This window comes from Streptomyces sp. NPDC059828, assembly GCF_042731955.1.
Lineage (GTDB): Bacteria > Actinomycetota > Actinomycetes > Streptomycetales > Streptomycetaceae > Streptomyces.
Genome location: NZ_JBHWIW010000006.1, coordinates 128,433 through 142,771 on the forward strand (window position 1 = coordinate 128,433; position 14,339 = coordinate 142,771).

At 71.1% G+C, this 14,339-nt stretch carries 12 protein-coding genes; 6 read left to right on the plus strand and 6 right to left on the minus strand.

The genetic code is table 11. The annotated features are described in order from the left end of the window. Nucleotides 1-11 precede the first annotated feature (11 nt). Nucleotides 12-413, minus strand: coding sequence for a hypothetical protein (locus ACFV6V_RS05900; protein ID WP_385559651.1), 402 nt, complete (start codon nucleotides 411-413; stop codon nucleotides 12-14). A 263-nt stretch (nucleotides 414-676) separates the two neighbouring features. Then, nucleotides 677-2,212, minus strand: a complete 1,536-nt coding sequence (locus ACFV6V_RS05905; RefSeq protein ID WP_385559654.1) for a dienelactone hydrolase family protein — start codon at nucleotides 2,210-2,212, stop codon at nucleotides 677-679. Between the two features lie 141 nt (nucleotides 2,213-2,353). Here ACFV6V_RS05905 and ACFV6V_RS05910 point away from each other — a divergent pair, with 141 nt between their 5' ends. Further along, nucleotides 2,354-3,259: a MerR family transcriptional regulator gene (locus ACFV6V_RS05910; protein ID WP_385559810.1), complete on the plus strand. Its 906-nt coding sequence runs from the start codon at nucleotides 2,354-2,356 to the stop codon at nucleotides 3,257-3,259. Nucleotides 3,260-3,491: 232 nt separating this feature from the next. Here the strand turns inward: ACFV6V_RS05910 and ACFV6V_RS05915 are convergent, their stop codons facing one another. Together ACFV6V_RS05915 and ACFV6V_RS05920 are read right to left on the minus strand one after the other, a co-directional pair. Continuing rightward, nucleotides 3,492-4,130: a flavin reductase family protein gene (locus ACFV6V_RS05915; protein ID WP_385559657.1), complete on the minus strand. Its 639-nt coding sequence runs from the start codon at nucleotides 4,128-4,130 to the stop codon at nucleotides 3,492-3,494. 132 nt (nucleotides 4,131-4,262) lie between these two features. After that, the gene (locus ACFV6V_RS05920) at nucleotides 4,263-5,108 is read right to left on the minus strand and encodes an inositol monophosphatase family protein (protein ID WP_385559659.1); all 846 of its coding nucleotides are present in this window, start codon (nucleotides 5,106-5,108) and stop codon (nucleotides 4,263-4,265) included. Between the two features lie 163 nt (nucleotides 5,109-5,271). Here ACFV6V_RS05920 and ACFV6V_RS05925 point away from each other — a divergent pair, with 163 nt between their 5' ends. The 5 genes from ACFV6V_RS05925 (at nucleotide 5,272) to ACFV6V_RS05945 (ending at nucleotide 11,582) form a co-directional block, all read left to right on the plus strand. Beyond that, on the plus strand, nucleotides 5,272-6,195 hold the full coding sequence (locus ACFV6V_RS05925; RefSeq protein WP_385559813.1) for an LLM class F420-dependent oxidoreductase: 924 nt from the start codon (nucleotides 5,272-5,274) through the stop codon (nucleotides 6,193-6,195). Nucleotides 6,196-6,205: 10 nt separating this feature from the next. Further along, complete coding sequence (locus ACFV6V_RS05930) at nucleotides 6,206-6,967, plus strand: SDR family NAD(P)-dependent oxidoreductase (protein WP_385559662.1); 762 nt, start codon at nucleotides 6,206-6,208, stop codon at nucleotides 6,965-6,967. Nucleotides 6,968-7,084: 117 nt separating this feature from the next. Beyond that, complete coding sequence (locus ACFV6V_RS05935) at nucleotides 7,085-8,206, plus strand: LLM class flavin-dependent oxidoreductase (protein WP_385559665.1); 1,122 nt, start codon at nucleotides 7,085-7,087, stop codon at nucleotides 8,204-8,206. Between the two features lie 158 nt (nucleotides 8,207-8,364). Then, on the plus strand, nucleotides 8,365-10,104 hold the full coding sequence (locus tag ACFV6V_RS05940; RefSeq protein ID WP_385559668.1) for an amidohydrolase family protein: 1,740 nt from the start codon (nucleotides 8,365-8,367) through the stop codon (nucleotides 10,102-10,104). After that, nucleotides 10,101-11,582 carry an aldehyde dehydrogenase family protein gene (locus tag ACFV6V_RS05945; RefSeq protein WP_385559671.1) on the plus strand — a complete coding sequence of 494 codons (1,482 nt, stop codon included), beginning with the start codon at nucleotides 10,101-10,103 and terminating at the stop codon, nucleotides 11,580-11,582. The genes ACFV6V_RS05940 and ACFV6V_RS05945 overlap by 4 nt, the downstream gene beginning before the upstream one ends. Nucleotides 11,583-11,741: 159 nt before the next feature. Here ACFV6V_RS05945 and ACFV6V_RS05950 read toward each other — a convergent pair whose 3' ends face one another. Continuing rightward, nucleotides 11,742-12,260: a DUF1990 domain-containing protein gene (locus ACFV6V_RS05950; RefSeq protein WP_385559673.1), complete on the minus strand. Its 519-nt coding sequence runs from the start codon at nucleotides 12,258-12,260 to the stop codon at nucleotides 11,742-11,744. Nucleotides 12,261-12,336: 76 nt separating this feature from the next. Further along, nucleotides 12,337-14,001, minus strand: coding sequence for a M4 family metallopeptidase (locus ACFV6V_RS05955; protein WP_385559676.1), 1,665 nt, complete (start codon nucleotides 13,999-14,001; stop codon nucleotides 12,337-12,339). Nucleotides 14,002-14,339 lie beyond the last annotated feature (338 nt).

Here is a 14,339-nt window from a genome sequence, read left to right on the forward strand (position 1 = left end):
CGCGGGCCCCGTCAGTAGGTGCCCAGCGCCGACGGGCGCTGTGCGTAGACCGGCATGGTGCTGATGCCCGCGTCGGACTTCCCGGCCGCGTCGCCCGGCTCGCCCGCCGAGTCGACGGCGATGGAGCTGGTTCCCCTGCGCACGTCGACGTCGGGATCGCGGTACGCCTGGCTGGAGAGGCGGATCTTGTCCGCGAGTTCGTGCAGGGCCGCTTCGAGGACCTTGGTCTCGGCTTCCCAGGCGGCCGAGAACGCCTCGAAGGCGGGTCCGGTGTCGCAGCCGCCCAGGGTGTCCTGCGGGTAGCACATGGCGTTGGTGATGGCCTTGCGGATCTTGCCCACGTCGTCGCCGGCCCCGTCCAGTTCGCCGGCCTGTCCTGACATGCCCTCGTGCCCGACCTGGTAGCCGTCCACGGCTCTTTCCCCCGTCTCCTGCGGCTCTGACCGAACGCAACTCCCGCGCGGGGAAGTTGCGCCCCGGTCACAACCGTCAGGAAGTTAGCAGATGACCGCCATGGACATGCCTGGCACCACAGGTCTTCCACATGGCCCCCGTGCGGGCGCCACCCGGCGGCGAGCGTCGTGCGCACAGCGCGGCGGCGCGGCAGCCGAAGGAACGCTGCGGCACTCCGCCCCGGCGCTGAACCGCGGTACTACGCGATGACACCCGATCGCGCTCACTCCCGCAGCCGCCCGAGCACGGACCGCACCGCACGCTCCACCGCCTCACGTGCCTCGGAGGTGTGGTCGATCGTCTCGAAGGCGTGATGCGCGTGGGGGACGTCGATGATCTCGACGTCTGCCCCGCACTCCCCGGCGGCGGTCAGGAACTCGTCGACCGTCGCCGTGAGCTGCGGCCAGTCCTGCCCCACGCGGGTGAGCACGATCGGCGGCGAGGGCCGTCGCGCCTCGGCCATGGTGCGCGCGGGGTTGAATCGTGTGTCGGCGAGCCCCCAGTTGGGCAGCGGCGCGAGCGCCGGATAGGTCGCGGCCAGGCACCGCAACCACGGCGGCGGCGCTGCGAGCCAGTCCGCCGCCAGCAGCCCGCCCCCCGAGAAGAACCACAACGCGACACGGTCGCCGTCCACCCGCGGATCGTCGCGTACGAGTGCGACGGCCTCGGCGACGTCGTCGGCGGCCCGCGCGTAGTCCCCGAGGCTGTGCAACCGGTGTTCCACGGTCGCACCGACCGCGCCCAAGCACGCCACGTACCGGCCGTAGCCGGTGAAGGCCGGCCAGTCGCGGGGCGCGGGCCGTGCCTCGGCGGGGACCGGGCCGCCATGGACGAACACCACAGCGGGGCGCGGTCCTTCGGCTCCGGTGCCGTCGTCGGGCAGGTACAGATCGACGCGCCCCGTGCGCTCGCGTCGCCGCTCGGGCACATCCATCAGGAACGGCTTCAGATGTGCGGGCTGTTCGCTCGGCACGGCGTCCGACAGCCGACGACCCTCGCCGGCAGCGGACCGCATGAGCACCTGGGCCAGTTCGGCGGGACACGAGAGCATCGGCCAATGCCCGGTGCCGAGTTCGAAGAAGGTGACCTGCTCGTCGACCAGTGCCTTCAGGCGAGGGTCCCCGAGTCGCACCATCGCTTCGACCATCTCGATGCCCGACCCGTTGGCCGTGCACAGCACTCCCGTTGTCGGCAGGCCGCCGAACCCGTCCCCGTCCGGCAGGAGGAGCGGCTGGGTGAGGGTCGCCAGTGGCTGTGGCACCGCCCGCTCGTGCAACAGCGCCAACACGTCCGCCGGTACCCCGTCCACACTGCCCAGGCGGTGCCACTCGCCCGCCTCGGGCGGGCGGACCTGCCCGTCGTCCGGACCCGGCCCGCCCCTGCCCGACAGGCTCTCCCGCAGTGCCTGATCCGCCAGCAGGGACAGGGCTGGTTCACCGTGCCGGGCCGGGGGAGCGTCGATACAGACGACCCGCACGACCCGCCGGGCGCGCCGCGCCGCCGCGCCCACCGCGGCGGCGACACCCCCGCCATGCCCGACGACCACCAACTCGGCGTCCTCCGCCCGGTCGATGAGCCGCACTACATCCCCGATGTGCGTCTCCAGGTCTGTGCCGGGTCCTGCCGATGTGCCCCGCTCACCGAGCCCGGTGAGCGTCACCGGATACGCGCCCGCCCCCGCTGTCCGCAGCCGATCGGCCACGTCCTGCCAGATCCAGCCGCCGGTGTGGATCTCCGGCACCAGAACGAACCCCGTCATGAACGCCTCCTCGTACGTGCAGGTCCGGCGCGGCCGTACCCCCGTGGCCGGCCGCGCTCGCGGGTACCGTAGGAACTCCCCCTGAGGGAGGTTCAAGCCGTGACACCGGATCGCCCCGTGAGCCCCGATGCGCCGGACGGCATGTGGAGCATCGGCGAGCTCGCCCAGCACGCGGGCGTCACCGTCAAGACGGTCCGCTTCTACACGGACCGGGGCCTGCTGCCCGAGACCGCCCGGAGCGCCGGAGGCCATCGCCGCTACGGCCCGGGAGCTCTCGACCGGCTCCGCCTGATCCGCTCGCTGCGCACCCTGGACCTGCCGGTCCCGGAGGTGGGCCGGGTCCTGGAGCAGGAGGCCGCCCTGGAGGACGTCATCGCAGGGCAGTTGGCGGAGATCGGCTCACGGCTGGCCGCCCTGCGCTGGCGCGAGGCCGCCCTGCATCTCCTGCGGGACTGCACCGCCGAGGAGCGGGCCGAGCGGCTCCGCCTGGTCGGCGCCGTGTCCGCGCCGCCCAGCACGGCCGCGCTGGCGCGGTTCTGGCGTGGTGTGCTGCCCCCCAGGCTCCCGGCCCGGCTGGTCTCGACCATCCTCGACGGAGCCGTCCCGCAGCTTCCGTCCGACCCGGCGCCGTCCCAGGTGCTGACCTTCGCCCGCATGCACGCCATCGCCACCGGCCCCCGCCCCGTCACCGACTTCTGCCGCCCCGTCCCGCGCCAGCCCGACCGCAACTGCCGCCCGGCCGTGCTCTACGAGGGCCTGGGGGAGGCGTACGACCTGGTCGTGGCGGACGTACGGGCCGGGAGGCGCCCGGGGGCCGGCGACGCGCTCGACGCCTATGTCTGCGCGTACGCCGCGTCACGCGGCATGCACGACACCCCCGAGTTCCGCCGCCAGCTCAGTCACCTTCTGGCCCGGATCGCGGACCCGTTGATCGCCCGCTACTGGAACCTCGCCGCCGAACTGTCCGACCCCGCCGACCCGACCTTCGGCGCCGCCGACGACTGGCTCCGCTCGGCGCTGGACGCCGAGGTCGCCGAGGCCGCCTGAAACGCCGGGTCCGGGCGGGCTTGAGGCCATCGGCACCGGCGCCCGCACCGCTGGAAGTGCGGCCCGGTGACCGGCAACCGGCAACCAGCGACTGACCGGTGATCGCGGTCGTCGATGCCGATGCCGATGCCGATGCCGATGTCCATGCCGGTCTCTGTCGCTGTCGCCGTGGCCCGTGGCTGTCCGGCGTGTGTGCTGGGCCCTGTTGGGCCTGGGACGGCCCGCCCCCGGCTCAGACGGCCGCCGACCGGCGCGGGTGCGGCATGTCCCACCCCTGGGCAAGCCTCGACGGGTGCACGTTGTGCGCACCGCCGAAGAACTCGCAGAACTTCATGATCAGCGGATCCCAGCCGTGCGGGTCCACGTAGGGCGTTCCCGGGATGACCAGTTCCTCCTCGACATGGGCACGAAGCACCTCCACCTGGAAGGCGGTGGCGTGCGGAGCGGGACTGCCGAAGGGATGGGCCGAGACGACCCGGCACTCCAGCTGGACCGGGCATTCAGCGACCCTGGGGGCCCGGACCAGCTCCGCTGCCTGCTCGGTCAGCCGTGCGGCGGAGAACTTGTCGGGCTCGTACCGGTAGCCCTGCTTCGCCTTGTGGTCCGGAACCACCGGCTTGCCGGTGGTGAGCGCGATGCGGTCGACGGCATCGACCATGGCCGACGAGGGCAGATTGAGCACGCATTCGCCCTCCCGCAGCAGGTTCGCCGTGGTCTGGGCGCTGTCGCCGAGACCGAGCATGCACGACTGGCCCAGCCACCACGCGGAGGACATCGGCGCCAGGTTCGGTGTGCCGTCCTCGTTGAGTGAACTGATCAGCACCACCGGGGTCCCGAAGTACAGGACCTTGAGCCCAGGGACGACATGCATGCGCTGCGCCTTTCGCCGAGTGCCGGACGGACGGACCCGCGATCAGGAGCGCGAGCCGCCACTCACTCTCCTGTGAGTGGGACCGTCCGCGCTGGCACGAACGCGACATGACGCTCCGGTCGAGCGGAACGATCAGCGGTGACGTTCCTGCCCTGTGTCCGAACACGGCCCGTCCCCGGCCTGTCCTCCTCCGCGGATGATCGACATCAACCGCCCATGGGTGTCTGCGTCCGCGGCCACCACGAGCCCGCGTCCCGTCGCCCCGATCGGGTCACCGTCGACCCCGGTGACGACGCAGCCCGCGGCCCGGCACAGCGCGATACCGGCGGCGAAGTGCACGCTCCCGGACAGATCGCCGCCGTCGGTCACGTATGCGGCCCGCTTGCCGGCCGCGACCCAGGCCAGCGCCAGCGTCGTCGAGACGACCCGGGGCCGGAAGCGCCCCACGAACTCCGCGTCGGCCAGCATGTCCACGGCCCGGAACCCGGGCGCGTTCGGGAACGGCGGATCCAGGTTCACGTCCACCAGCCGGGTCGCGGCCGTGGGCGCGAGCCGTGTGTCGCCGTCGTCGCCGCGCACCCACGCGGTCTCGCCGTCGGTGAAGAAGACCTCTCCACTGAAGGGGTCCGCCACCGCCGCCGCCCCGTCGCGCAGCGCCACGTTGACGGCCACGAGCATGTTGCCGACGGCGTAGTTCAGCGTGCCGCACAGCGGGTCGACCAGCCACCGCCGCACCGCACTGGAGGTTCCCTGCAGTCCGCCCTCCTCGCCGAGTACGGCGTCGTCCGGCCGGGCGGCACGGATGACCTCGAGGATGGCCCGCTCCGCCGCCACATCGGCGGCGGTGGCGAAGTCCCCCGCGCCCTTGTCGATGCGGTCGAGCCGCTGGCCGTACATGGCGCGCACCACGTGCGCTCCGGCGCGTACGGCCGCCACGGCCACTGCGGTGTCGTCAGGTTCCCCGTATGAATCGATCACGGTGTGCACGCTAGCGGTGCGCACCCGCGGCCGTCTGCCTTCCGCTCCGCGATCGCGCACACCCCTTGCCCGAAGGCGCGCCAGCCAAGACCATGGTGGCCCATCAGATATGACGGACCGTCAGTTAGGGATTCCGTCATCCGTGCGCGCGAGGGGACCGGTCATGGTGGTCTACGGGATGCAGCTCCCAGTCCAGTCGCAGAGCACCATCTACGCCGAGACCTGGGAGGTCTCCGCAGGCCCGGGCGACCTCGTCGCGATCGCCCGGGCCGCTGACCGCGCCGGGTTCGACTACATCGCGAGCTGCGACCACGTCGCCATCCCGCGAAGGCTCGCCGGGGCCATGTCCACCGTCTGGTACGACCCGGTCGCCACGCTCTCCTTCCTCGCCGCCGCCACCGAGCGGGTGCGGCTGCTCAGCCATGTGGCCGTCGTCGGGCTGCGGCATCCGCTGCTGACCGCCAAGCAGTACGCGACGCTCGACCACCTCTCCTCCGGGCGGCTGATCCTCGGGGTCGGTGCGGGGCACGTGCAGGAGGAGTTCGAGGTGCTGGGCGTCGACTTCGAGCGGCGTGGTGCCGTGCTCGACGAGACGATCGGTGCGCTCAGGGCCGCCCTCGGGCCCGAGGAGTTCCCCAGCTTCACGGGCGAACACTTCGCTTTCGGCGGGCTCGGGCAGCAGCCCCGCCCCGCCCAGTCCGAGGTACCGCTCTGGGTCGGCGGCTCGTCGCCCGCCGCCGTGCGCCGCGCCGCGCTCAAGGGGGACGGCTGGCTGCCGCAGGGCGATCCGCGTGACCGGCTGCCCGCGCAGATCGCGAGGATCCGGGAGCTGCGCGCGGAGGCGGGGATCGAGCGGCCCATCGTCATCGGGGCGATCACCGAGCCGCTGTACGTGGGCGACGCGGCCTGGGAGGTCGGGCGCCGCACCCTGACCGGGAAGCCGGAGGCCATCGCCGAGTCGCTGGGTGCGTACGGCGCCATGGGCGTGGACCAGATCCAGGTGCGGTTCCGCAGCCGGAGCCGCACCGAACTCACCGATCAGATGACGGCGTTCGCCGCCGAAGTGGCGCCACACCTTCATGTATAGGAGTACGGGTATGGGGAAGCTGGACGGACGCGTCGTGCTCATCACCGGCGCCGCGCGTGGTCAGGGCGAGCAGGAGGCCCGGCTGTTCGCCGCCGAGGGGGCGAAGGTGGTACTCGCCGACGTCCTGGACGACCAGGGCGAGGCGCTCGCCAAGGAGCTCGGCGAAGGCGTCGCCCGCTATGTGCGTCTGGACGTCGGCCGGGAGGACGACTGGGCCGGCGCCGTCGCCGCCGCCAGAGAGGCCTTCGGGCACGTCGACGGCCTCGTCAACAACGCGGGCATCCTGCGCTTCAACGAGCTGGTGAGCACCCCGCTGGAAGAGTTCCAGCAGATCATCCAGGTCAACCAGATAGGTGCGTTCCTCGGCATCAAGTCCGTCGCGCCCGAGATCGAGGCGGCCGGTGGTGGCACGATCGTGAACACCGCCTCGTACACCGCGCTCACCGGCATGCACTGCGTGGGGGCGTACGCGGCGACCAAGCACGCCATCCTCGGGCTGACCCGGGTCGCGGCGATGGAGCTCGCGGCCAAGCGGATTCGCGTCAACGCCGTGTGCCCGGGGGCGGTGGACACCCCGATGAGCAACCCAGGGGGCGCGGACGCGGCGGCGCTCGACGCGGTGTACCGGAAGCTGGTGCCGCTGGGGCGGGTCGGGCAGCCCGAGGAGGTGGCCAGGCTGGCCCTGTTCCTGACCAGCGAGGACTCCTCGTACATCACCGGGCAGCCGTTCGTCATCGACGGGGGCTGGCTGGCCGGGGTGAACCTGTTCTGACGCATCGTCAGGTATTGACGCGCCAGGGGCTCGGTGGAACAGTCGGGGGCATCCAGAGCTGACGGAGTGTCAGAAACAACGCCCCAGACACGCGGGCACGGGACGGTGGTGGGTTCCATGGAGTTCGGACTGTTCGTACAGGGATACCTCGGCAAGCGCGCCGAGACCGACCCGCTCGCCGAGCACAAGGCGCTGATGGAGGAGACCGAGTACGTCATCCAGGCCGACAAGTCGGGCTTCAAGTACGCCTGGGCCTCCGAGCACCACTTCCTCGAGGAGTACTCGCACCTCTCCGCCAACGACGTGTTCCTCGGCTACCTCGCCCACGCGACGCAGCGAATCCACCTCGGCTCCGGGATCTTCAACCCGCTCGCGCCCGTCAACCACCCGGTGAAGGTCGCCGAGAAGGTCGCCATGCTCGACCATCTCTCCGAAGGCCGCTTCGAGTTCGGCTCCGGCCGCGGCGCGGGTTCCCACGAGATCCTCGGCTTCATGCCGGGCATCACCGACATGAACCACACCAAGGAGATCTGGGAAGAGACCATCGCCGAGTTCCCCAAGATGTGGCTCCAGGACGAGTACGCCGGCTTCCAGGGCAAGCACTGGTCCCTGCCGCCGCGCAAGGTGCTCCCCAAGCCGTACGGAAAGTCCCATCCTGCGATGTGGTACGCGGCCGGGTCGCCGTCCTCGTACGCCATGGCGGGCCAGAAGGGCCTCGGGGTGCTCGGCTTCAGTGTGCAGAAGGTCTCCGACATGGAGTGGGTCGTCGAGTCGTACAAGACGGCGGTCAAGGACGCCCGTCCGGTGGGCGGTTTCGTCAACGACAACGTCATGGTGACCTCCACGGCGATCTGCGCGGAGACCCACGACAAGGCGGTCGAGATCGCGGTCGGCGGTGGGCTCAACTACCTCCAGTCCTTGCTCTTCCGCTACCACGACACCTTCCCGCGCCCCGAGGGCATCCCCGAGTGGCCCGAGCTGCTGCCCGAGTACAGCGCCGAGATCATCGAACTCCTCATCGCCGAGGAGCTGATGATCTGCGGCGACCCGGACGAGGTGCTCGCCCAGTGCAAGCGCTGGGACCAGGCAGGCGCCGACCAGCTGTCGTTCGGGCTGCCGATCGGCATCTCGTACGAGGACACGATGACGTCGATCAAGCTGATCGGCGAGCACGTCATCCCGAAGATCGACACCGACCCGGTGCACCGCACCACCCGCCTCCGTGAAGCAGCCGCCTGACAGGGAGCACTCCCTGTGGAGACCGCGGGCGGTGGCTTCCCGGACCGCCACCCGCATCCGGCCCGGCCGGAGGGCAACGCGGTCGCGGCCGGCCGCGACGCCCTCCGGCCGGGCCACATCCGCAAGACCCCATGAGGCATGCCAGAAGGGACGCGGTCATGCTCGACCACCTGATCAAGGGAGCCACCGTCGTCGACGGGACCGGCGCCCCCGCCTACACCGCAGACGTCGGCATACGAGACGGCCGCATCGCCGTCATCGCCGAACCGGGCAGCCTCACCGAGGAGGCCAGGACCAGCGAGGACGCGACCGGGCTCGTCCTCACCCCCGGCTTCGTCGACCCGCACACCCACTACGACGCCCAGCTCTTCTGGGACCCGTACGCCACCCCCTCCATGAACCACGGTGTGACCACCGTCGCGGGCGGCAACTGCGGATTCACCCTCGCCCCGCTCAACCCCGAACGCCCCGAAGACGCCGACTACACACGCCGGATGATGTCCAGGGTCGAGGGCATGTCCCTGGTCGCGCTCGAAGAGGGCGCACCCTGGAACTGGCACACCTTCGGTGAGTACCTCGACGCACTCGAAGGCCGTATAGCCGTCAACGCGGGTTTCATGGTGGGCCATTGCGCACTGCGCCGCCATGTGATGGGCCCGGACGCGACCGGCGGCCAGCCGAGCCCCGCCCAACTCGACGCCATGCTGGCGCTGTTCCACGAGGCGATGGACGCGGGCGCCTGGGGCCTCTCCACCACGCAGTCGTCGACCCACTCGGACGGCGACGGCCACCCCGTCGCCTCCCGCCACGCCGGGCCCGCCGAGCTGCTCGCCCTCGCGCGCGCCGTCGCCGACCACGAGGGCACCCAGCTCGAAGCGATCGTGGCCGGCTGCCTCGACCAGTTCGACGACGACGAGATCGACCTGTTCGTGGAGATGAGCGCCGCCGCGGGCCGCCCGCTCAACTGGAACGTGCTCACCATCGACGCCGCCGTACCCGAGCGTGTGCCGCGCCAGCTGCTGCCGAGCGAACGCGCACGCAAGGCGGGGGGCCGGATCGTCGCGCTCACCATGCCGATCCTCACGCCCATGAACATGTCGCTCGGCACCTTCTGCGCCCTCAACCTCATCCCCGGCTGGGGCGAGATCCTCGGCCTGCCCGTACCCGAGCGGATCGCGAGACTCCGCGACCCCGGCGTACGGGCGGAAATGCTGCGTCGTGCCTCCTCCAAGGAGGCCGGGGTCTTCCGCCGCCTCGCCCACTTCGAGCGTTACGTCATCGGCGACACGTACTCCCCGGAGAACGCGGGACTCACCGGCCGGGTGGTGCGCGACATCGCCGCGGAACGCGGCCAGGACGCCTTCCAGTGCCTGGTCGAGATCTGCGCCAACGACGAACTGCGCACCGTGCTGTGGCCCATGCCGACCGACAACGACCCGGCGTCGTGGGCGCTGCGCGCCGAGACCTGGCAGCACGAGGACGTCATGCTCGGTGGGTCCGACGCGGGCGCACACCTGGACCGGATGTGCGGAGCCCCGTACACCACCCGCTTCCTCGGCGACTGCCTGCGCGGGCGGAAACTCGTCCCGCTGGAACAGGCCGTGAAGATGCTCACCGACGATCCCGCGCAGCTCTTCGGCCTGCGTGAACGCGGCCGGATCACCGAAGGCCACCACGCCGACCTGGTGCTCTTCGACCCGCAGCGGATCGACGCCGGCCCCGCGACCCTCGTCCACGACCTGCCGGGCGACAGCCCCCGCCTCGACTCACGGGCCGTCGGCATCGTGTCCGTACGCGTCAACGGCGTCGAGACCATCCGCGACGACCGGGTGACCGGCGCGATCCCGGGCCGGGTGCTGCGCTCGGGCCGTGACACGAGGACGGTGAGCACTCGGTGAACACCCGTGGCCACGCCCAGCGGCTGTACGTCGGCGGCGAGTGGACCGAGCCTGACGGCGGTCACCACGAGGTGATCGACCCGGCGACCGAGGAGGTCGTCGGCCTCGCCCCCGAGGCGAGCCGCGACCAGGTGTACGAGGCGACGGCAGCGGCCCGGGCGGCCTTCGAACCCTGGTCCCGTACACCGCCCGAGCAGCGTGCGGCGATCCTCGACCGGGCCGCCGACGTGATCCAGCGCGAGTTCGACGCCTACGCGGAACTCGCCCGCGCCGAGACCGGCGCCACGACCGGAACGGCACGCGGAATGCAGGTCGCGGTGGGAGTGTCCCGCTTCCGCCGGTACGCCAAGGGCGCCCTTGAACCCGTCGAACAGGGCCTGCCCCCCCAGATCAACGAGGCCGGCCCGATGGGCAGGGCGGGGATCTTCGGCGCACTCGCCGCCCGCCGCCCGGTCGGTGTGGTCACCTGCATCACCTCGTACAACAACCCCTGGGCCAACCCGGCGGGCAAGGTCGCCCCCGCCCTCGCCATGGGCAACACGGTCGTGGTGAAACCCGCACCGCAGGATCCGCTGTCCGTCTACCGGATGGCGGAAGCCCTGGCCGAGGCCCTCGATGAGGCGGGCGCCCCGCCTGGAGTCGTGAACGTGGTGAGCGGCTCCCGAACGGAGGTCGGCGAGGCGGCCGTCGACTCCCCGGACGTCGACATGGTCAGCTTCACCGGTTCCACATCGGTCGGCCGGCGGATCGGCGAGGTGTGCGGACGCGACATGAAGCGGCAACTCATGGAACTGGGCGGCAAGGGCGCGGCGCTGGTCTTCGACGACGCCGACCTGGACGCGGCGGTCATGGGCATCGGCACCACCTTCTCGTTCTACAGCGGCCAGATCTGCACCGCGCCGACCCGGGTGATCGCTCAGCGCTCCGTCTACGACCGTCTGATCGAGAAGCTCACGGCCTACATGGGCTACCTGAAGCTCGGCGACCCGGGCGCCCCCGGCACGGTGGTCGGGCCGGTGATCTCCGCCGCCCACCGTGACCGGGTCGAGTCCTACATCGAACTCGGCAGAAAGGAAGGCGCCCGCCTGGTCGCGGGAGGCGAACGCCCCGACCTGGCCCGCGGTTTCTACGTGGCTCCGGCGCTGTTCGCGGACTGCACCGGCGAAATGCGGATCGTACGCGAGGAGATCTTCGGGCCGGTGGTGGTCGTGATCCCCTTCGACGACGAGGAGGAGGGTGTCGCGCTGGCCAACGACAGCGACTACGGCCTGATCGACTACGTCTGGTCCGGCGACGCGGCCCGCGCCTTCCGGGTGGCCCGGCGGCTTCGGGCCGGTGGCGTCGGGATCAACACCATCGGCCGGAACATGGAGGCGCCGTTCGGCGGCTTCAAGAAGAGCGGGGTGGGCAGGGACGTGGGCTCGTACGCACTGCACGCGTACAGCGAGACGCAGGCGATCGTCTGGCCGGGCGGCTGAGGCGGACTGTACTCGCGCGCGTGCCGGCGCTGCCCCGCGTGCCGCAGCGGGGAACAGGCCCTGTCCTGGCGATCATTCCGGGCCCACGCGACAGCTGGGCGTGGCGTCCCCAGGCATCCGACGCTGCGGCCCGATCCGCAAGGACCGCCCGTACGGTGCCTACTCCGCGGCCGCCTCGCACAGCCTGCGCAGAACGGTCCCGCACCTGCGTGCGTACGCGTGCTGCAACCCGCGCGTCGCCAGTCCGCCCGCGCGGGCGTACCACTTCTGGGCGCGGCTGAACGCGGCCACGGTCAGCCAGACCGTGCCGTCGCCCGTGCGGTCGACCATGTAGGCCTCCTCGCCGCACTCGGGGTGGCCCGCGAGGGTGCCGGAGGCCCAGCCGGCGCGGCGGGGTTCCTCGACCGTCCACACGACGCGGCAGGGAGCCTTGATCAGGCCGCCGAGAGTGACGGTGACATCCACGCCGGGGGCCGCGCGGTCGGCGGTGGCGTCTATGCCGACGCCCATGGCGCGGTGCAGTTCCCAGGTGAGCACCGCTTCGGCCGCCAGGCTGAACACCTCCGTGCCCTCGCCGAGTCGGGTGCGCCCGTACATCGGGTGGAAGCCGGGTGGGCAGAAGGCCAGGTCGTCGCGAGTCGCGCCGACGGGTTCGTAGGTGAAGAGTGCCTGGGGCATGGGTCACAAGAGTAGGGCGATACCCGGGGCACCTGGGTCCCGGGTATCGCCCGTGTTCACAGCTGTCGCACGAGGGTCAGCCGACGTTGACCGCCGACCAGGCCGCGGCCACCGCCTTGTACTCCGTGCTGCCGGAGCCGTACAGGGCGGACGCCGCCGACAGGGTGCCGGTGCGGGCCGACTTGTAGTTGGTGCTCGACGTGAAGTACGTCGTCAGCGCCTTGTACCAGATCTGGAGGGCCTTGTCCCGGCCGATGCCGCTGACCGTGGAGCCGTTGTACGTCGGCGAGTAGTAGGACACGCCGTTGACCGTCTTCGAACCGCTGCCCTCGGAGAGGAGGTAGAAGAAGTGGTTGGCGACGCCGGACGAGTGGTGCACGTCGAGGCCGGCGACCGACGAGGACCAGTAGTCGGCGGACTCGCCGTCCTTGCTGGGCTCGTCCATGTAGCGAAGCGGGGAGCCGTCGCCGAAGATGTCGATCTTCTCGCCGATGAGGTAGTCGCCGGTGTCGGAGCTGTTGCCGGCGTAGAACTCCACGCCGGTGCCGAAGATGTCCGAGGTCGCCTCGTTCAGGCCACCGGACTCCTCCGAGTACTCCAGGCCCGCGGTGTTGGAGGTGAGGCCGTGGCTCATCTCGTGGCCGGCCACGTCCAGCGAGGTCAGCGGGTGGGTGTTGCCGTCGCCGTCGCCGTACGTCATGCAGAAGCAGTCGTCGTCCCAGAACGCGTTGACGTACGCGTTGCCGTAGTGCACACGGGAGTAGGCGGCGACGCCGTCGTTCTTGATGCCGGAGCGGCCGAAGGTGTTCTTGTAGAAGTCCCAGGTCATCTGCGCGCCGTAGGCCGCGTCGACCGCCGCGGTCTGGTCGGAGGCGGAGCTGGAGGCCTTGCCGGTGCCCCAGGTGTTGTCCGAGTCCGTGAACAGGCTGCCCTTGGACGAGCTGGTGCCGTGCGACTTGTTGTACGTCTTGTGGCCACCGCGCGTGGTGTCGTACAGCTGGTACGTCGAGGACGACTTGTACGTGCTCAGGCTGACGGTGCCGGCGTAGAGGCTCTTTCCGGTGCCGGTCGAGGCGTTCTCCACGGCCTGGTGCTGGAACAGCTGCTTGCCGGTGGCGGCGTCGGTGATGACGTGCAGCCGGCTCGGGGTGCCGTCCTCCTGGAAGCCGCCGACGACCGTCTCGTAAGCGAGGACGGGCGAGCCGGAGCCGGCCCAGATCACCTTGCGGGCGCCGTCGGCCGAGGACTTGCCGGAGCCGAGGGTCCTCGCGGCGGACACGGCCTGCTTCGCCGCCTTGTCGGCGGTGACCCGCGGCTTGAGCGAGGCCACCTTGATGGGTCTGTTCGTGGCTCTGGTGATGCTCTGGGTCCTGCCCGCCTCGGAGGTGTGGACGACCAGGTCGCCGCCGAGCACCGGGAGGCCCGCGTAGGTGCGCTCGTAGCGCGTGTGCACGGTCCCGTCGGCGTCCTTGACGACGTCTCTGACCACCAGCTTCTCCTGGGCACCGAGCCCTATGCGCTGTGCGGTTCCGGCGGCGCCGGCCTCCGCGTTCCGGATCAGCGTCGTGCGTGCCGCGGCGGAGAGCAGTGTGGGGGCGGCGGCCGGCGGCGTGGGCCCGGGACGGGCGGCGGGCTGCGCCGTTGCCGTGCTGGCCAGGCCCGTGGACACGAGGGCCGCGGCCGCTGCTGCGGTGGCGATGGCCAGAGTGGTGCGCTTGTGACGCGCGTAGAGGAGGCTCACAAAAGCTCCTTCATGTGGGGGAGTCCGGGCAGCGTGGGGAGCTGACCGGGGGTGAAGTTTCACGCCGCTGTGGCGGGTGAGGTGAAGAGTGGCACTAGCGACGCGTACATGTCATGACCTTGAAGTCAGGTTGGCTCGAAAGCGCCTGTCCGAATAACGTTTCGGGGAGGTAAAACGGGCGTCGCCCACGGGAATTGGGCTCTCGGGCAGCACCTCGTCGCCGGCGCGGCTGACCTGTGGCTACGCGAAGGCCGACGCGCGGCTGTTGATGCCGTCGGCACTCTGCGCCGCCCGGCCCTCAACCTTTGGCTTCCAGGGCCTGTTGGCCGATTACGGCG